The 18,638-nt window shown below is 38.2% G+C and carries 17 protein-coding genes; 14 read left to right on the forward strand and 3 right to left on the reverse strand.

The genetic code is table 11. The features are described from left to right. Positions 1-132 precede the first annotated feature (132 nt). Both guaA and ADH54_RS04390 read left to right on the forward strand, forming a co-directional pair. On the forward strand, positions 133-1,695 hold the full coding sequence (gene guaA, locus ADH54_RS04385; RefSeq protein ID WP_049524187.1) for a glutamine-hydrolyzing GMP synthase: 1,563 nt from the start codon (positions 133-135) through the stop codon (positions 1,693-1,695). 91 nt (positions 1,696-1,786) lie between these two features. Continuing rightward, on the forward strand, positions 1,787-2,629 hold the full coding sequence (locus ADH54_RS04390; protein WP_049524188.1) for a type II restriction endonuclease: 843 nt from the start codon (positions 1,787-1,789) through the stop codon (positions 2,627-2,629). 34 nt (positions 2,630-2,663) lie between these two features. Here ADH54_RS04390 and ADH54_RS04395 read toward each other — a convergent pair whose 3' ends face one another. Together ADH54_RS04395 and ADH54_RS04400 are read right to left on the reverse strand one after the other, a co-directional pair. Continuing rightward, complete coding sequence (locus ADH54_RS04395) at positions 2,664-3,572, reverse strand: Dam family site-specific DNA-(adenine-N6)-methyltransferase (protein WP_049524189.1); 909 nt, start codon at positions 3,570-3,572, stop codon at positions 2,664-2,666. Positions 3,573-3,866: 294 nt separating this feature from the next. Beyond that, on the reverse strand, positions 3,867-4,241 hold the full coding sequence (locus ADH54_RS04400) for a hypothetical protein (protein ID WP_049524190.1): 375 nt from the start codon (positions 4,239-4,241) through the stop codon (positions 3,867-3,869). 729 nt (positions 4,242-4,970) lie between these two features. Between ADH54_RS04400 and ADH54_RS04405 the strand changes: the two genes are divergently transcribed. The 9 genes from ADH54_RS04405 (at position 4,971) to ADH54_RS04445 (ending at position 12,897) form a co-directional block, all read left to right on the forward strand. After that, a complete protein-coding gene (locus tag ADH54_RS04405) occupies positions 4,971-6,257 on the forward strand; it encodes a peptidase U32 family protein (RefSeq protein WP_000169096.1) in 1,287 nt (428 codons plus the stop codon). 313 nt (positions 6,258-6,570) lie between these two features. Then, positions 6,571-6,771, forward strand: coding sequence for a F0F1 ATP synthase subunit C (locus ADH54_RS04410; RefSeq protein ID WP_001054559.1), 201 nt, complete (start codon positions 6,571-6,573; stop codon positions 6,769-6,771). A gap of 32 nt (positions 6,772-6,803) precedes the next feature. Further along, positions 6,804-7,517: a F0F1 ATP synthase subunit A gene (gene atpB, locus ADH54_RS04415; RefSeq protein ID WP_049524191.1), complete on the forward strand. Its 714-nt coding sequence runs from the start codon at positions 6,804-6,806 to the stop codon at positions 7,515-7,517. 13 nt (positions 7,518-7,530) lie between these two features. After that, a complete protein-coding gene (gene atpF, locus ADH54_RS04420) occupies positions 7,531-8,025 on the forward strand; it encodes a F0F1 ATP synthase subunit B (RefSeq protein ID WP_049524192.1) in 495 nt (164 codons plus the stop codon). After that, positions 8,025-8,561 carry a F0F1 ATP synthase subunit delta gene (locus tag ADH54_RS04425; protein ID WP_049524193.1) on the forward strand — a complete coding sequence of 179 codons (537 nt, stop codon included), beginning with the start codon at positions 8,025-8,027 and terminating at the stop codon, positions 8,559-8,561. The genes atpF and ADH54_RS04425 overlap by 1 nt, the downstream gene beginning before the upstream one ends. 14 nt (positions 8,562-8,575) lie before the next feature. Further along, the gene (gene atpA, locus ADH54_RS04430; RefSeq protein ID WP_049524194.1) at positions 8,576-10,081 is read left to right on the forward strand and encodes a F0F1 ATP synthase subunit alpha; all 1,506 of its coding nucleotides are present in this window, start codon (positions 8,576-8,578) and stop codon (positions 10,079-10,081) included. Positions 10,082-10,096: 15 nt separating this feature from the next. Continuing rightward, positions 10,097-10,975, forward strand: a complete 879-nt coding sequence (locus ADH54_RS04435; protein WP_033677394.1) for a F0F1 ATP synthase subunit gamma — start codon at positions 10,097-10,099, stop codon at positions 10,973-10,975. Positions 10,976-11,060: 85 nt separating this feature from the next. After that, positions 11,061-12,467, forward strand: a complete 1,407-nt coding sequence (atpD, locus tag ADH54_RS04440; RefSeq protein ID WP_000094357.1) for a F0F1 ATP synthase subunit beta — start codon at positions 11,061-11,063, stop codon at positions 12,465-12,467. Between the two features lie 10 nt (positions 12,468-12,477). Then, entirely contained in the window at positions 12,478-12,897 is a 420-nt protein-coding gene (locus ADH54_RS04445) for a F0F1 ATP synthase subunit epsilon (RefSeq protein ID WP_049524195.1), read from the forward strand. Between the two features lie 44 nt (positions 12,898-12,941). Here ADH54_RS04445 and ADH54_RS04450 read toward each other — a convergent pair whose 3' ends face one another. Continuing rightward, positions 12,942-13,955 carry a lactonase family protein gene (locus ADH54_RS04450; protein WP_049524196.1) on the reverse strand — a complete coding sequence of 338 codons (1,014 nt, stop codon included), beginning with the start codon at positions 13,953-13,955 and terminating at the stop codon, positions 12,942-12,944. Positions 13,956-14,131: 176 nt separating this feature from the next. On the opposite strand from ADH54_RS04450, the gene ADH54_RS04455 reads away from it, so the two are divergent. From ADH54_RS04455 to ADH54_RS04465, 3 genes are all read left to right on the forward strand, one after another. Continuing rightward, on the forward strand, positions 14,132-16,114 hold the full coding sequence (locus ADH54_RS04455; protein ID WP_049524197.1) for a peptide ABC transporter substrate-binding protein: 1,983 nt from the start codon (positions 14,132-14,134) through the stop codon (positions 16,112-16,114). A 117-nt stretch (positions 16,115-16,231) separates the two neighbouring features. After that, positions 16,232-17,398, forward strand: a complete 1,167-nt coding sequence (locus tag ADH54_RS04460) for an AI-2E family transporter (protein ID WP_000435440.1) — start codon at positions 16,232-16,234, stop codon at positions 17,396-17,398. Continuing rightward, positions 17,388-18,617: a tetratricopeptide repeat protein gene (locus ADH54_RS04465; protein WP_049524198.1), complete on the forward strand. Its 1,230-nt coding sequence runs from the start codon at positions 17,388-17,390 to the stop codon at positions 18,615-18,617. Before ADH54_RS04460 ends, ADH54_RS04465 begins: the two co-directional genes overlap by 11 nt. The last annotated feature ends 21 nt before the right edge of the window (positions 18,618-18,638 follow it).

The following is an 18,638-nucleotide window of genomic DNA, read 5'->3' on the forward strand; positions in this document are numbered from 1 at the left end:
AAACAGTGTTTTGAGCAACCTGCGGCTAGCTTCCTAGTTTGCTCTTTGATTTTCATTGAGTATTAGTTGGTAATTCGCCCTTATTTGTGATAGAATATTGGAAAAAGATATTTCTTTTGAGAAAGGAAAAAGATGAGCAACATTTCAACTGATTTGCAAGATGTCGAAAAAATCATTGTATTGGATTATGGTAGCCAATACAACCAGCTGATTTCACGCCGTATCCGTGAGATTGGTGTTTTTTCAGAACTAAAGAGCCATAAAATTTCAGCTGCTGAAGTTCGTGAAATCAATCCTGTAGGAATCATCCTTTCAGGTGGTCCAAACTCTGTATACGAAGATGGTTCATTCGATATTGACCCGGAAATCTTCGAACTTGGAATTCCTATTTTGGGAATTTGTTATGGTATGCAGTTATTGACCCATAAACTTGGAGGAAAAGTTGTTCCTGCAGGTGATGCTGGAAATCGTGAATACGGTCAATCAACTCTTACACACACACCATCAGCTCTTTTTGAATCAACACCAGACGAGCAGACTGTTTTGATGAGCCATGGTGATGCGGTTACTGAGATTCCTGCTGACTTTGTTCGTACAGGTACATCAGCTGACTGCCCATATGCAGCCATCGAAAATCCAGATAAACACATTTACGGTATCCAATTCCATCCAGAAGTTCGCCATTCTGTATACGGAAATGATATCCTTCGTAACTTTGCCCTTAACATTTGTAAGGCTAAAGGCGACTGGTCAATGGATAACTTCATTGATATGCAAATCCAAAAAATTCGTGAAACAGTCGGTGATAAACGTGTCCTTCTTGGTCTATCAGGTGGTGTTGACTCTTCAGTTGTTGGAGTTCTTCTCCAAAAAGCGATTGGCGATCAATTGATCTGTATCTTCGTGGATCATGGTCTTCTTCGTAAAGGAGAAGCGGACCAAGTTATGGACATGCTTGGTGGTAAGTTTGGTTTGAATATCGTCAAAGCAGACGCTGCTAAACGTTTCCTTGATAAACTTGCTGGTGTTTCTGACCCTGAACAAAAACGTAAAATCATCGGTAACGAGTTTGTCTATGTATTTTATGACGAAGCAAGCAAGCTCAAAGATGTGAAATTCCTTGCTCAAGGTACGCTTTATACAGACGTAATTGAGTCTGGTACAGATACAGCCCAAACTATCAAGTCACACCACAACGTGGGTGGTCTTCCAGAAGACATGCAATTTGAACTGATTGAACCACTCAACACTCTTTATAAAGACGAAGTTCGTGCCCTAGGTACAGAGCTTGGTATGCCAGACCACATCGTATGGCGCCAACCATTCCCAGGACCAGGACTTGCTATCCGTGTCATGGGAGAAATTACTGAAGAAAAACTTGAAACTGTTCGTGAATCAGACGCTATCCTCCGTGAAGAAATTGCCAAAGCTGGCCTTGACCGTGATATCTGGCAATACTTCACAGTTAACACAGGCGTTCGTTCAGTCGGTGTTATGGGTGACGGTCGTACGTATGACTACACGATTGCAATCCGTGCCATCACCTCTATCGATGGTATGACAGCTGACTTTGCCAAAATTCCATGGGAAGTGCTTCAAAAAATCTCAGTACGTATCGTAAACGAAGTGGATCATGTTAACCGCATCGTCTATGATATTACAAGTAAACCACCTGCAACCGTTGAGTGGGAGTAAGAAAAATTACAATAAAAAGGCTTTGAAATCAATGTTTCAGAGCCTTTAATTAAATAATCGCAAACAATTCGCAAACAAAAGGAGAAATAAGATGTGTGATGATATTTTTATTAAAACAATTATTGAAAAATTACCTAAAATAGATGATAAAGACGCTTGGGACTTACTTGGTTTTGTAAATGAAAAGAAAGAAGTTTTCCCATTTGGAAATGATTCAAAAATAATAGGACGATTATTTGAAGTGATAGTATATCCATATTTGCTTGAAGTTGCAGAGGAGTTAGGATATAAGTTGTTTGAATCTGAAAAGCAGACAGTCTATCCAGATTTTTATTTCTTGAAACCTGATAAGAAAAGAATTGCACTTGATATTAAAACAACTTATCGACAATTTGATAAACAAGGTCAAATTAAAGAGTTCAATTTTACAGCTGGAAGTTTTACTAGTTACTTAAGAAATGGAACTAAAAATATTGATGGTAATTATAGTGATTATGATAAGCATTATATTCTAGGTTTTCTATATTCAAGGAATGAAAGTGCAAGTATTAGAAAGGTTAATTTAGAATCAGAAGACATTTCTTCAATAGTACCAGCTTATAAAGATGTAGAATATTTTGTTCAAGAAAAATATAAAGTAGCTGGTACAAGTAAAGGAAGTGGAAATACAGATAATATTGGAACCTTTAAATCTAAAATAATTAAGGATTTTCAAGATGGTAATGGTCCTTTTAGTAAATTAGGGAACGACCTTTTCCATATTTATTGGGAAAATTTTCCTAAATATAAAGATTCTCAAGAAGTAAAAGATAAACTCTTTAATAACTTAGAGACATTTACAGAGTGGGGAAAAGAAACTAAACAATTATCAACCGAACAATTAACACGACTTGAAAAATATTTATCAGTTGAAACAAATAAAGAATGTGAATAATAAAAAAAGGATACACTTTGTATCCTTTTTTATTTTAGAATAATAGAATTTGTTGTTGTTCGTGATAAACTTCTTCTAAATTCAAATTTTGTTCACTTATTACTAAAGCCTCTATCATTTTATTTCGATTAGATTCTTTTGCTCCTAAGTGATAAAAATGTTCAGTAGTCAATAACTTCCCGTCGTTCCATTTTTCCATATGTGTATTTTTTCTGTATTGATTTTCGTACCACATACTAAAGGCGTATCCAGCTTTTCCTTTTTGAGTAAGTTCTGCGAGTAATACCGCATATTCTTCACTCCAAGAATCATAATATCCATCATAACGATCAATATACGGAGGGTCTAAATAAACAAAGTCATTTTCTCCCATCATTTCAAATGCTTTAGTGAAAGGCATACAGATAAATTCCCAATCTTTGCCCTCTATTATTTCTTCAACCCATGAAACTTGATTTACAATTTTTGTAATCAATGCTTTTTGAAATCTCTCTGGTTTTCGTCCAAAAGGAACATTATAATTCCCTTTATTATTAAAACGTATCATTCCATTAAAATTGGAACGTTGTAAAAATAAAAAATCTAAAGAGCTATGTTCTTTATTAAATCTATCTCTAACTTCATAGTAATAAGATGTCTTATCAGCCGGTGTACTAGATAATTTAGTTGCTTCATTTTCTAAAAAAGTTCTAACTCTTTGAGCAGTAATCTTCTTTGATTGAATATCTTTGTAAAATTGAATGATATAGGGATTGGTATCACTAAAAATAGCCTTCTGGGGTTCTAAATTAAAACCTACTACACCAGAACCCATAAATGGTTCAAAGTATGTTCCTTGACCATCCCATTTTATTGATTCGGCAATAAATGGAACTAATTTAGTTTTTATTCCTTGGATTTTGATAGGTGGTACTTTAGGTGTGATAATTTTTTTAGGTAACAATTGTAATTCTCCTTTCTTACTATATATATTCTATTATAGCATTTTTTATACTTTTTTCTTCAGAAACTGATTATAAACTTCTCCTATTCCTAAAATGTAAAGTTAAACGCATAAAATATTTAATACTACAAAAAATAGTCGAATAAATGTATTCTGCATTCAAAATTGGTCTAATCATTGTTAGTCCTCCTTTATATATTTTTAAGTGTTGTAATTACTTCACGACACTATTATAAAATAAGTGTCGTGTTTTGTCAACGCATAAAATTGAAATAAAAAAAATAGGCTTGAAGCCTAAATTTTTCCGTGACGCACTAAAAGAGAACCTCTTACTATCATTCTGATAACAAAAGAAGTGGTTACATAACTTGTTTCTGTATATAGGGGTAAAATCTTTTTTAACTCAGCAATACCATCAATAGTAGTTTGATTTACTTGTAAATCAGTTCGAGTTTTTGGGGCACTTCGTTCTTCAACTTGAGACCCAAATTTTAATACTTTATCCCAGTTTTTTTCAGCAGTAATTTTTTTCGAATCTAAATAAGCTTGATTCACGACAAATCCATTAGTAAGATGAAGATTATCAAATTCTCCAGTTGCTTTTATTTCTTTTTTTAGAGCATCGATACTATTTCGTGTTTCTATTGCCAGTCTAACAGCTAATCTCACTATATCACCACCTTTTTATTACTAATACTATTATACAAAAAATGTTGTGTTTTTGCTACACATTATTTTCAACTCTGCAAACAATTTGCAAACAACAGAAATTAATTTTAATAAGTTCTTATAAAAATAACTGAGTATAAATCCTTAATTTCAAACTATATCAAACCTTATCAATTTAGAAAACAATAGAGTGGGAATAGTCATCCAAGGACTCATTTATGTATTTTCACTAGCCAGTATCTTTGGATACTGGTTTTTACTTTCCTAGACTTTTTGACTACTTGTTATAGTATATTGAAACAAGATGTGAACACATTGATTAGGAAAGTTAAATTAATTTCTAGAAATATTTTAACAGCTATAACGTACTATTCCAGATTCAACATACTATAGTATATTGAAACAAGATGTGAACAAATCGATTAGGAAAGTCAAATTAATCTCTAGAAATGTTTTAGTAATAGTGGTGTACTATTCTGGATTCAATCTACTATAAAACTAGGTTATACTCAATGAAAATCAAAGAGCAAACTAGAAAGCTAGACGCAGGTTTCTCAAAATACTGTTTTGAGGTTGCAGATGGAAGCTGACGTGGTTTGCAGAGATTTTCGAAGAGTATTAAAAGATTAGAATTGTCAAAACAATCTGTCTAGGCTTGATTTTATCGCTTATTTACTATAAAATGAGAAGGAAAAACGTCAAACTTTTATATTGCAAATAGGAGAAATCATGACAAAAACATTAAAACGTCCTGAGGTTTTATCACCTGCAGGGACTTTAGAGAAGCTAAAAGTAGCTGTTCAGTATGGAGCAGATGCTGTCTTTATTGGCGGTCAGGCCTATGGTCTTCGTAGCCGTGCCGGAAACTTTACCTTTGAACAGATGGAAGAAGGTGTCCAGTTTGCGGCCAAGTACGGTGCCAAAGTCTATGTAGCTGCCAATATGGTTATGCACGAAGGAAATGAAGCTGGTGCTGGTGAGTGGTTCCGTAAACTGCGTGATATCGGGATTGCAGCAGTTATCGTATCTGACCCAGCCTTGATCATGATTGCAGCGACTGAAGCACCAGGTCTTGAAATCCACCTCTCTACCCAAGCAAGTGCAACTAACTATGAAACCCTTGAATTCTGGAAAGAACTGGGCTTGACTCGTGTCGTTTTGGCGCGTGAGGTTTCGATGGAAGAATTAGCTGAAATCCGCAAACGTACAGATGTTGAGATTGAAGCCTTTGTTCACGGAGCCATGTGTATTTCTTACTCTGGTCGTTGTACTCTTTCAAACCACATGAGTATGCGTGATGCTAACCGTGGTGGTTGCTCTCAATCTTGCCGTTGGAAATACGACCTTTACGATATGCCATTTGGTCAAGAACGCAAGAGCTTGAAAGGTGAAATTCCAGAAGAATTTTCAATGTCAGCCGTTGATATGTCTATGATTGACCATATCCCAGATATGATTGAAAATGGTGTGGACAGTCTAAAAATCGAAGGACGTATGAAGTCTATTCACTACGTATCAACAGTAACCAACTGCTACAAGGCGGCTGTGGATGCCTATCTTGAAAGTCCTGAAAAGTTTGAAGCTATCAAACAAGACTTGGTGGACGAGATGTGGAAGGTTGCCCAACGTGAATTAGCAACAGGTTTCTACTACGGTACACCATCTGAAAATGAGCAGTTGTTCGGTGCTCGTCGTAAAATTCCTGAGTACAAGTTTGTCGCAGAAGTGGTTTCTTATGATGATGCGACACAAACAGCAACTATTCGTCAACGGAACGTCATTAACGAAGGTGACCAAGTTGAGTTTTATGGCCCAGGTTTCCGTCATTTTGAAACGTATATCGAAGATTTACATGATGCCAAAGGCAATAAAATTGACCGCGCTCCAAATCCAATGGAACTCTTGACTATTAAAGTCCCACAACCTGTTCAAGCTGGAGATATGGTTCGAGCTCTCAAAGAAGGTCTTATCAATCTTTATAAGGAAGATGGAACCAGCGTCACAGTTCGAGCTTAATAAGCATGAAGGCAATGAATGATTTCTGGTTACTTTCCCTTTAAGTCGAGTCACTAAAAGAAAAGAAGTTTAAAAAATATATTAAATTCCATCCGAGATTTCATCTCGGATTTTTTCATTATTTTTCAGAAAGGTCTAGATAATGGACGAATTTATTACAAATTATTTCCAAAGTTTTCTATATAATAGACTCAAAAATAGTAAAATTGTAAATAATTTTCATTAAACGCTTTCAATGTTAGTAAAAAGTTGACAAATCCAATTTTTAGGACTAAACTAAGTAAGTAAATTTTAATTAAAAGGAGAATTCGTCATGAATTTAACATTTTTCGGTCTATGTCTTGCCTGTATGGGTGTATCTCTCGGTGAGGGTATGTTGATGAATGGTTTGTTGAAATCAGTAGCTCGCCAACCAGATATTATCGCTGAGTTTCGTAGCTTGATGTTTTTAGGGGTTGCCTTTATCGAAGGAACTTTCTTCGTAACTCTTGTCTTCTCATTTATTATTAAATAACGAAATATAAATTGGAGAAGGGAGAATGTTAGATGGAAGAAAGTATCAATCCAACCATCAATATTGGTCCTGTTACCTTTGATTTAACTTTGACAGCCTTGACTTTGCTGTCTGTGTTTCTGATTTTTGCATTTATCTATTGGGCAAGTCGTAATATGACATTGAAACCCAAAGGTAAACAAAATGTACTAGAGTATCTCTATGATTTTGTAATTGGATTTACAGAACCTAACCTTGGTTCCCACTATGTAAAAGATTACTCACTCTTTTACTTATCTTTATTTCTTTTTATGGTCATCGCCAATAATCTTGGTTTGATGGCTAAACTTCAAACAACAGATGGAACAAACCTTTGGACATCGCCAACTGCAAATCTTTCATTTGACCTTGTCTTGTCTTTCTGTATTATTGTGATGGCGCATATTGAGGGGATTCGTCGCCGTGGGATTAAACAATACCTCAAAGGTTTTGTAACTCCTGCATTTATGACACCGATGAATCTACTTGAAGAAGTCACGAATTTCCTTTCTCTTGCTTTGCGGATTTTTGGGAATATCTTTGCAGGTGAAGTAATGACAAGCTTGCTTCTTTTACTTTCACATCAGGCTATTTTTTGGTATCCAATCGCATTTGGGACAAACTTAGTTTGGACTGCATTTTCCGTGTTCATTTCTTGTGTACAGGCCTATGTCTTTACACTATTATCCTCTATGTACCTAGGAAATAAAATTAATGATGAAGAGTAGAAAGGAGTAACTGATGCACGTAACAGTAGGTGAATTAATTGGTAATTTTATTTTAATCGCTGGCTCTTTTATCCTTTTGCTAGTCTTGATTAAAAAATTTGCATGGTCTAATATTACAAGCATTTTCGAAGAAAGAGCTGAAAAAATTGCTTCAGATATTGACAGAGCTGAACAAGCACGTCAAAAAGCGGAAGTATTGGCTCAAAAACGCGAAGATGAATTGGCTGGTAGCCGTAAAGAAGCTAAGACAATCATTGAGAATGCGAAAGAAACAGCTGAGAAAAGTAAGGCTAGTATTTTAGCAGATGCTAAACTAGAAGCAGGACGCTTAAAAGAAAAAGCAAACCAAGAAATTGCTCAAAACAAAGCTGAAGCTTTACAAAGCGTTAAGGGTGAGGTAGCAGATTTGACAATCAGCTTGGCTGGTAAAATCATCTCACAAAACCTTGATGGTCATGCCCATAAAGAACTCATTGATCAGTATATCGATCAGCTAGGAGAAGCTTAATGGACAAGAAAACAGTAAAGGTAATTGAAAAATACAGCATGCCTTTTGTCCAATTGGTACTTGAAAAAGGAGAAGAAGACCGTATTTTTTCAGACTTGACTCAAATCAAGCAAGTTGCTGAAGAAACAGGTTTACCTTCTTTTTTAAAAAAAGTGGCAGTAGACGAGTCTGACAAGGAAAAAACGATTGCTTTCTTCCAAGACTCAGTGTCACCTTTATTGCAAAACTTGATCCAGGTTCTTGTCTACAATCACAGAGCAAATCTTTTTTATGATGTGCTTGTAGATTGTTTGAACCGACTTGAAAAAGAAACAAATCGATTTGAAGTGACGATTACTTCAGCTCATCCTCTAACAGATGAACAAAAGAGTCGCTTGCTCCCTTTGATTGAGAAAAAAATGTCTCTTAAAGTAAGGAGTGTAAAAGAACAAATCGATGAAAGTCTCATTGGTGGTTTTGTCATTTTTGCCAATCACAAGACAATTGATGTGAGTATTAAACAACAACTTAAAGTTGTTAAAGAAAATTTGAAATAGAAAGTGGTGTTCTTTTGGCAATTAACGCACAAGAAATCAGCGCTTTAATTAAGCAACAAATTGAAAATTTCAAACCCAATTTTGATGTGACTGAAACAGGTGTTGTAACCTATATCGGGGATGGTATCGCGCGTGCTCATGGCCTTGAAAATGCCATGAGTGGAGAGTTGTTGATTTTTGAAAACGGCTCTTATGGTATGGCTCAAAACTTGGAGTCAACAGACGTTGGTATTATCATCCTAGGTGACTTTACAGATATCCGTGAAGGCGATACAATCCGCCGTACAGGTAAAATCATGGAAGTCCCAGTAGGTGAAAGTCTGATTGGTCGTGTTGTGGATCCGCTTGGTCGTCCAGTTGACGGTCTTGGAGAAATACACACTGATAAAACTCGTCCAGTAGAAGCGCCAGCTCCTGGTGTTATGCAACGTAAGTCTGTATCAGAACCATTGCAAACTGGTTTGAAAGCTATTGACGCCCTTGTACCGATTGGTCGTGGTCAACGTGAGTTGATTATCGGTGACCGTCAGACAGGGAAAACAACCATTGCGATTGATACAATCTTGAACCAAAAAGGTCAAGATATGATCTGTATCTACGTAGCGATTGGACAAAAAGAATCAACAGTTCGTACGCAAGTAGAAACACTACGTCAGTACGGTGCCTTGGATTACACAATCGTTGTGACAGCCTCTGCTTCACAACCATCTCCATTGCTCTTCCTAGCTCCTTATGCTGGGGTTGCTATGGCAGAAGAATTTATGTACCAAGGGAAACATGTTTTGATTGTTTATGATGATTTATCAAAACAAGCGGTAGCTTATCGTGAACTGTCACTCTTGCTTCGTCGTCCTCCAGGTCGTGAAGCCTTCCCAGGGGATGTTTTCTACCTTCACAGCCGTTTGCTTGAGCGCTCAGCTAAAGTTTCTGATGAACTTGGTGGTGGATCAATTACAGCCCTACCGTTTATCGAGACACAAGCAGGAGATATCTCTGCCTATATCGCAACCAACGTGATTTCTATCACTGATGGACAAATCTTCCTTGGCGATGGTCTCTTCAATGCAGGTATTCGTCCAGCCATCGATGCGGGTTCATCTGTATCTCGTGTAGGTGGTTCTGCACAAATCAAAGCCATGAAAAAGGTTGCCGGTACACTTCGTATCGACCTTGCTTCATACCGTGAGTTGGAAGCTTTCACTAAGTTTGGTTCTGACTTGGATGCAGCAACACAGGCTAAGTTGAACCGTGGACGTCGTACAGTTGAAGTTTTGAAACAACCTGTTCACAAACCATTGCCTGTTGAGAAACAAGTAACCATTCTCTATGCTTTGACACATGGTTTCTTGGATACTGTTCCAGTAGATGATATTGTTCGTTTCGAGGAAGAGTTCCATGCCTTCTTTGATGCTCAACATCCAGAGATTTTGGAAACTATTCGTGAAACAAAAGACTTGCCAGAAGAAGCAGTCTTGGATGCTGCGATTACAGAGTTTCTCAATCAAACCAGCTTCCAATAAGAATAGAGGTGTCAGATGGCAGTATCTCTAAATGATATTAAAACAAAAATCGCCTCAACAAAAAATACGAGTCAAATCACTAATGCCATGCAGATGGTATCAGCTGCTAAGCTAGGTCGTTCTGAAGAAGCTGCTCGCAACTTCCAAGTTTATGCTCAGAAAGTTCGTAAACTTTTGACGGATATTCTTCATGGGAATGGAGCTGGTAGTTCAACCAATCCCATGTTGATTAGCCGTCCAGTTAAGAAGACAGGCTATATCGTCATTACTTCAGATCGCGGTTTGGTTGGAGGGTATAATTCTTCTATTCTGAAAGCCGTTATGGAGTTGAAGGAAGAATACCATCCAGACGGTAAAGGTTTTGAAATGATCTGTATCGGTGGAATGGGAGCTGACTTCTTTAAGGCCCGTGGTATTCAACCACTTTATGAATTACGTGGCTTGGCAGACCAACCTAGCTTTGATGAAGTTCGTAAGATTATTTCAAAAACTGTTGAAATGTACCAAAATGAACTCTTTGATGAGCTTTATGTTTGCTACAACCACCATGTCAATACGCTAACCAGTCAAATGCGTGTGGAACAAATGCTTCCGATTGTTGACTTGGATCCAAATGAAGCGGATGAAGACTACAGCTTGACTTTTGAATTGGAGACAGGCCGAGAAGAAATTTTGGAGCAGTTGTTGCCTCAGTTTGCAGAAAGTATGATTTACGGGGCTATTATCGATGCCAAGACAGCTGAAAATGCTGCCGGTATGACAGCCATGCAAACAGCGACAGATAATGCTAAGAAAGTCATTAATGATTTGACAATTCAGTATAACCGTGCCAGACAGGCGGCGATTACACAAGAAATTACAGAAATCGTAGCGGGTGCTAGTGCCTTAGAATAGGCTCTAGTCCAGCTCGTATGAAAATGAACTTAGGACCTAGTTGAGCTAGGAACCGACAGTATCTTATATAGAATAGGAGAAGGAGATGAGTTCAGGTAAAATTGCTCAGGTTATCGGTCCCGTTGTAGACGTCTTGTTTGCAGCAGGGGAAAAACTTCCTGAGATTAACAATGCACTTGTCGTCTACAAAAATGACGAAAGAAAAACAAAAATCGTCCTTGAAGTAGCCTTGGAGTTGGGAGATGGTATGGTCCGTACTATCGCCATGGAATCAACAGATGGGTTGACTCGTGGAATGGAAGTATTGGACACAGGTCGTCCAATCTCTGTACCAGTAGGTAAAGAAACTTTGGGACGTGTCTTCAACGTTTTGGGAGATACCATTGACTTGGAAGCTCCTTTTACAGAAGACGCAGAGCGTCAGCCAATTCATAAAAAAGCTCCAACTTTTGATGAGTTGTCTACCTCTTCTGAAATCCTTGAAACAGGGATTAAGGTTATCGACCTTCTTGCCCCTTATCTAAAAGGTGGTAAAGTTGGACTTTTCGGTGGTGCCGGAGTTGGTAAAACCGTCTTAATCCAAGAATTGATTCACAACATTGCCCAAGAACACGGTGGTATTTCAGTATTTACTGGTGTTGGGGAACGTACTCGTGAGGGGAACGACCTTTACTGGGAAATGAAAGAATCAGGTGTTATCGAGAAAACAGCCATGGTATTTGGTCAGATGAATGAGCCACCAGGAGCACGTATGCGTGTTGCCCTTACTGGTTTGACAATCGCTGAATACTTCCGTGATGTAGAAGGCCAAGACGTGCTTCTCTTTATCGATAATATCTTCCGTTTCACTCAGGCTGGTTCAGAAGTATCTGCCCTTTTGGGTCGTATGCCATCAGCCGTTGGTTATCAACCAACCCTTGCTACGGAAATGGGTCAATTGCAAGAACGTATTACATCAACCAAGAAGGGTTCTGTAACCTCTATCCAGGCTATCTATGTGCCAGCGGATGACTATACTGACCCAGCGCCAGCAACAGCCTTCGCTCACTTGGATTCAACAACAAACTTGGAACGTAAGTTGGTACAATTGGGTATTTATCCAGCCGTTGATCCACTTGCTTCAAGCTCACGTGCCTTGGCACCTGAAATCGTTGGAGAAGAGCACTATGCAGTTGCTGCTGAAGTAAAACGTGTCCTTCAACGTTACCATGAGTTGCAAGATATCATTGCTATCCTTGGTATGGATGAGCTTTCTGATGAAGAAAAGACCTTGGTTGCTCGTGCCCGTCGTATCCAGTTCTTCTTGTCACAAAACTTTAACGTTGCGGAACAATTTACTGGTCAGCCAGGTTCTTATGTTCCAGTTGCTGAAACTGTTCGTGGCTTTAAGGAAATCCTTGATGGTAAACATGACCACTTGCCAGAAGATGCCTTCCGTGGTGTAGGTTCTATCGAAGATGTGATTGCAAAAGCTGAAAAAATGGGATTTTAAGAGGTGATCTATGGCTCAGTTAACTGTCCAGATCGTGACACCAGATGGTCTCGTCTATGATCACCATGCCAGCTATGTATCGGTTCGAACTCTGGATGGTGAGATGGGGATCTTGCCACGACATGAAAATATGATTGCGGTTTTAGCAGTTGATGAAGTAAAGGTGAAACGCATTGATGATGAAGAACACGTGAACTGGATTGCAGTAAACGGAGGCGTTATTGAAATTGCCAATAATACCATCACAATCGTTGCGGATTCTGCAGAACGTGCTCGTGATATCGATATCAGTCGTGCAGAACGTGCAAAACTTCGAGCAGAGCGTGAAATTGAAGAAGCACAAGATAAAAACTTGATTGACCAAGAACGTCGTGCTAAGATTGCACTGCAACGTGCCATTAACCGTATTAATGTCGGAAAAAGACTATAAGAAAAAAATGAACTTGAGTTACCAAGTTCATTTTTTATGTTTTCTTAAGGGGCAAAACTGATGCAGACCGCTTCTGGAACATGGAAGTCGTTAGAAAGTTCTGCTAGACGACCAGTTTCAGGATTGCGTTTAAAAACAGTTGCATTGTCAGAGTCTTGATGGACAGCAATGACAAATTCTTGGTCTGGTGTCAAATCAAAATCACGTGGAGTCTGACCATGTGTAGGAACGATTTCTAACAACTCTAAACTACCGTCCGCAAGGATTGTATATACTGCGATAGAATCATGGCCACGGTTAGAAGCGTAGAGGTATTTACCGTCTTTAGAGAGACGAATAGCAGCAGTACCATTAAAACCTTCGTAACCTTCTGGTAGAGTTGAGATAACTTGCATGCGTTCAAATTCACCAACACCATCGTAGATTAGAACTTCAATAGTGCTATTGAGTTCACAAATGAGATAAGCGATTTTATAGTGGTTATGGAAAACGATATGACGAGAACCAGCTCCAGGAATACTATTGTAGGTATAGAGCTTTGATAATTTCCCTTCTTGATCAAGGTCATAAGTGACGACTTGGTCAGTTCCTAAGTCACAAGTCACTAGATAGTGGTCAGGTGTTAAATCTGTAAAGTGAACGTGGGGAGAAGCTTGATTTTCATGTGGACCTTGGCCACTGTGTTGATCCACATCACTAAGTAGAAGACTACCATCTTCCTGACGTTTATAAACAAGGACCTGTCCTTTATGGTAGTTGGCTGCATAGACCAAATCACGCTTTTCATCAACAGCAACATAACAGTGGGGAGCTCCTTCTTCAACGACATGATTTAATAAAGTCCCGTCAGTTTGATAGGCTGCAATTCCTCCCTTATCGTCTTGACTACCAACAGTGTATAAATGTTGGTGCTGGTCAAAGGCAAGGTAGGTTGGACTTGGCTCAGTAGCAAAAAGTTCTAGATTTGAAAGCTGACCAGTTTCTGTATCAAAGTCTGCCTTGTAAATTCCTTGAGAAGTACGACGTGTATAAGTTCCAAAATAAACAGTTTCTTTCATAACTTTACCTCTATATAAAGATAAGACTATTATATCACAAAAATGCTAGTATGAAAAAATCAAGCTTGGGAAGAGATTTTCCACATTCTTTTCATGATAATATTAAGAATGTTTTCATTGATTTACTTAATAAAAGTGCTATAATAATCTTATACAAATTGCAAAGGAGTTTGTTTATGAAAAAACGTGTTTTCTTAGCAGCAGGAGTTGCTGTACTCTCGGCAGCGGTTCTAGCAGCGTGTTCATCTAGTAATGGGAATAAGGAAGCAACTAAACCAGTTACTTATGCCTATGTATTCTCATCAGATCCTACAACTCTAGATTATACCGTTTCTGGTAACAAGAGTACAAAACAGGTCACAGGGAACGTTATTGACGGTTTACTTGAAAATGACCAATATGGGAATCTGGTTCCATCAGTTGCAGAAGATTGGACTGTTTCCAAAGATGGTTTGACCTATACCTATAAAATCCGTCAGGGTGTCAAATGGTATACCAATGAGGGGGAAGAGTATGGTGAAGTCAAGGCTCAAGACTTTGTAACTGGTTTAAAACACGCTGCTGACAAGAAATCAGAAGCACTTTATCTAGTACAGGATTCTATTAAAGGATTAGATGACTATGTAAATGGGAAAACAACAGATTTTTCTAGTGTTGGTGTAAAAGCAACTGACGATTATACTGTAGTCTATACTTTGAATCATCCAGAATCTTTCTGGAATTCAAAAACAACAATGGGAGTCCTTGCACCAGTTAATGAAGACTTTTTAGCTTCTAAAGGAGATGACTTTGGTAAACCAACTGATGTAACGAGCATTCTATACAATGGGCCTTATCTCCTCAAAGGTCTTACATCTAAGTCTTCTATCGAAATGACCAAAAATCAAAACTACTGGGATAAACAGAATGTCTTTATTGATGATATCAAGTTATCCTTCTTTGATGGTCAAGATGCAGACTCCCTAGGACGTGGTTTTGATGAGGGACATTATCCAGCTGCGCCTCTCTTTAAAAACTCTGCCAACTATGAACGTCTAAAAGAAAAGTACAAGGATAATATTGTATATGGTCAACAAAGAGGTGGCGTATTCTATATGTCTACTAATATTGATCGTGTGTCATACAATCATACTGCTAAAACAAGTGATGCAGAAAAAACTTCTACTAAGAAAGCCTTGTTAAACAAAGATTTCCGTCAAGCCTTGGCTTTTGCGGTAGATCGTAAAGCAGGGATCTCTCAAGTATTTGGTGATGAAGTAGGACCTCGTAAGTTACGGACAAGTTTCACTCCTCCAACATTTGTTCAAGTAGGAGATCAAACATTTGGTCAAGTTACTAAGACAGAATTGGATAAATTGGATAATGTCTGGAAAGATGTCAGTCTTGATGATGCCCAAGATTCACTTCATAATGTAGACAAGGCTAAAACTAAGTTTGAAGCTGCTAAGAAAACTCTTCAAGCTGATGGAGTACAGTTCCCAATTCATTTAGATTTGCCAATTTCTTCATCAAATCCAGATTTTATTCGTCAGGTTCAGTCTTATAAACAATCCATTGAGGAAGCCTTAGGCTCTGACAATGTAGTTGTTGATATTCAACAAGTTTCTGATGACGAATTGGGAAGTATGACTACTCTAGCTACTTCCAATGCAAATACTGACTGGGATATTAATGCAGTCAGTGGTTGGACTCCAGACTTTGCAGATCCATCGACTTATCTAGATGTATTTGATCCAACTTCAGGTCCAAGTCTCCTAAGTGCTCTTGGTGTGGCACCAGGAACAGACAATCCAGTTATTAAAACAGTTGGATTGGATAAATACAAAGAACTGATTGATGATGCAAATAGTGAGAAAACAGACCTTCAAAAACGTTATTCCAAATATTCTAAGGCTCAAGCTTGGTTGTCAGATAGTGCACTTGTTATTCCAGTATACTCTGATGGTGCTCAAATGCTAGTGACGAAAATGGTTCCTGGCAGTGGTGCCGGTGGCTGGGTAGGTGACAAGACTAGTGAAAATAGCTACAAGTATCTGAAAATCCAAGATAAGATTGTCACTACTAAAGAAATGGATGAGTTCCGCAAGAAATTTGCTGATGAAAAAGCCAAATCCAATGCTGATTATCAGAAGAACTTAGACCGTCATATTCAAGACTAATCAAATCTCCTCTTTTGAGGAGATTTTTTATGTCGCGGTCTCCATGTAAGCACTTTAAAAAAGAGTTATTTTGATTTAAAAATGGTATAATGGGAGAACAATAGAAAGGAAGTATTTATGGAGCAAAAAGAGAAACATTTTAGCCTGTCTTGGTTTTTCAAGTGGTTTTTGGATAACAAGGCCATTACGGTATTTTTGGTAACCTTATTATTGGGACTGAATCTTTTTATTTTAAGTAAGATTAGTTTTCTATTTTCACCTGTTTTAGACTTTTTGGCGGTCGTGATGTTGCCAGTCATTCTATCTGGTTTACTATACTATTTATTAAATCCTATAGTTGATTGGATAGAGAAACACAAAATCAATCGTGTTATAGCGATTAGTATTGTCTTTGTCATCATCGCTCTCTTTATCATTTGGGGCTTGGCAGTAGCTATTCCAAATCTGCAACGTCAAGTTTTAACATTTGCAAGAAATGTACCAATCTATCTTGAAGATGCTGATCGGGTTATTGATGATTTGGTAACCAAGCGTTTACCAGATGATTTCAGGCCTCAGTTAGAACAAGTTTTGACAAACTTCTCTAGTCAGGCTACAGTTTGGGCGAGCAAGGTTTCTTCTCAGGCAGTAAACTGGGTGAGTGCCTTTATTAGTGGGGCATCTCAAGTGATTGTTGCCTTGATTATCGTTCCTTTCATGCTCTTTTATCTCTTACGTGATGGGAAAGGCCTGCGTCACTATTTGACCCAATTCATGCCAACGAAATTGAAAGAACCTGTTGGACAAGTTTTATCAGATGTGAATCAACAGTTGTCTAACTATGTTCGAGGGCAAGTAACAGTGGCTATTATTGTAGCGGTAATGTTTATCATCTTCTTCAAGATCATTGGTCTACGCTATGCGGTTACGCTGGGTGTTACTGCTGGTATCTTAAATCTGGTTCCTTATCTTGGTAGCTTCTTAGCCATGCTCCCTGCTCTAGTATTGGGTTTGATTGCTGGTCCAGTCATGCTTTTGAAAGTAGTGATTGTCTTTATCGTAGAACAAACTATTGAAGGCCGTTTTGTCTCTCCATTGATTTTGGGAAGTCAATTAAACATCCATCCCATTAATGTTCTCTTTGTCTTGTTAACTTCAGGATCCATGTTTGGCATCTGGGGAGTCTTGCTCGGTATTCCGGTTTATGCCTCTGCTAAAGTTGTCATTTCAGCGATTTTTGAATGGTATAAGGTAGTTAGTGGCCTATATGAACTAGAGGGAGAGGAAGCTAAGAGTGAACAATAGTCAACAGATGTTACAGGCTTTGGAAGAGCAAGATTTAGTTAAGGCAGAGCACTATTTCGTTAAAGCTTTAGAAAATGATCCAAATGACCTTCTGTATGAGTTAGCTACTTATCTTGAAGGGATTGGTTTTTATCCTCAGGCCAAGGAAATTTACCTGAAAATCGTAGAGGATTTCCCAGAGGTTCATCTTAATCTAGCATCTATTGCTAGCGAGGATGGTCAAATCGAAGAAGCCTTTGCCTATCTAGAGGAAATCCAAGCTGACAGTGACTGGTATGTTTCTGCTTTGGCTCTGAAGGCAGACCTATACCAGTTGGAAGGTTTGACAGATGTGGCGCGTGAGAAATTATTGGAGGCCTTGACTTACTCAGAAGATCCTCTCTTGATATTGGGATTAGCAGAGTTGGATAGTGAGTTGGAAAATTACCAAGAGGCTATTCAAGGCTATGCTCAGTTAGATAATCGTACTATTTATGAGCAAACAGGCATTTCCACCTATCAACGAATTGGCTTTGCCTATGCCCAGTTAGGGAAATTTGAAACAGCTATAGAGTTTTTAGAAAAAGCCCTGGAGTTAGAATACGATGACCTGACAGCTTTTGAGTTGGCCAATCTTTACTTTGATCAAGAAGAATACCAAAAAGCTGTCCTCTACTTTAAGCAGATCGATACCATTTCTCCTGACTTTGAAGGCTATGAATATGGTTATAGCCAGGCCTTACATAAGGAACATCAAGTTCAAGAAGCCCTGCGTATCGCTAAGCAAGGCTTGGAGAAAAATCCTTTTGAAACAAGACTCTTGTTAGTAGCTTCACAATTTTCCTATGAATTGCATGATGCTAGTGGAGCAGAGAACTACCTCCTTACTGCTAAAGAAGATGCTGAGGATACGGAAGAAATCTTACTCCGTCTAGCAACTATTTATCTGGAGCAGGAACGTTATGAGGATATTCTAGACTTGCAAAGTGATGAGCCAGAAAATCTCTTGACCAAGTGGATGATTGCTCGTTCCTATCAAGAAATGGACGATTTGGATACTGCCTATGGGCTTTACCAAGAGTTGGCAGGAGATTTAAAGGACAATCCAGAGTTTCTGGAACACTATATCTATCTCTTGCGTGAATTGGGCTACTTTGAGGAAGCAAAAGTCAATGCACAAGCTTACTTAAAACTGGTTCCAGATGATGTGCAAATGCAAGAATTGTTTGAGACATTGTAAGAATCCATTAGTTACAGAAAA

The organism is Streptococcus pseudopneumoniae (assembly GCF_001072315.1).
Taxonomy (GTDB): Bacteria; Bacillota; Bacilli; order Lactobacillales; family Streptococcaceae; genus Streptococcus; species Streptococcus pseudopneumoniae_R.

Bases quoted from the DNA above. Each gene is read 5' to 3' on its own strand.
- guaA (WP_049524187.1), top strand. From the start codon at position 133: ATGAGCAACATTTCAACTGATTTGCAAGATGTCGAAAAAATCATTGTA.
- ADH54_RS04390 (WP_049524188.1), top strand. From the start codon at position 1,787: ATGTGTGATGATATTTTTATTAAAACAATTATTGAAAAATTACCTAAA.
- ADH54_RS04405 (WP_000169096.1), top strand. From the start codon at position 4,971: ATGACAAAAACATTAAAACGTCCTGAGGTTTTATCACCTGCAGGGACT.
- ADH54_RS04410 (WP_001054559.1), top strand. From the start codon at position 6,571: ATGAATTTAACATTTTTCGGTCTATGTCTTGCCTGTATGGGTGTATCT.
- atpB (WP_049524191.1), top strand. From the start codon at position 6,804: ATGGAAGAAAGTATCAATCCAACCATCAATATTGGTCCTGTTACCTTT.
- atpF (WP_049524192.1), top strand. From the start codon at position 7,531: ATGCACGTAACAGTAGGTGAATTAATTGGTAATTTTATTTTAATCGCT.
- ADH54_RS04425 (WP_049524193.1), top strand. From the start codon at position 8,025: ATGGACAAGAAAACAGTAAAGGTAATTGAAAAATACAGCATGCCTTTT.
- ADH54_RS04435 (WP_033677394.1), top strand. From the start codon at position 10,097: ATGGCAGTATCTCTAAATGATATTAAAACAAAAATCGCCTCAACAAAA.
- atpD (WP_000094357.1), top strand. From the start codon at position 11,061: ATGAGTTCAGGTAAAATTGCTCAGGTTATCGGTCCCGTTGTAGACGTC.
- ADH54_RS04445 (WP_049524195.1), top strand. From the start codon at position 12,478: ATGGCTCAGTTAACTGTCCAGATCGTGACACCAGATGGTCTCGTCTAT.
- ADH54_RS04450 (WP_049524196.1), bottom strand. From the start codon at position 13,955: ATGAAAGAAACTGTTTATTTTGGAACTTATACACGTCGTACTTCTCAA.
- ADH54_RS04455 (WP_049524197.1), top strand. From the start codon at position 14,132: ATGAAAAAACGTGTTTTCTTAGCAGCAGGAGTTGCTGTACTCTCGGCA.
- ADH54_RS04460 (WP_000435440.1), top strand. From the start codon at position 16,232: ATGGAGCAAAAAGAGAAACATTTTAGCCTGTCTTGGTTTTTCAAGTGG.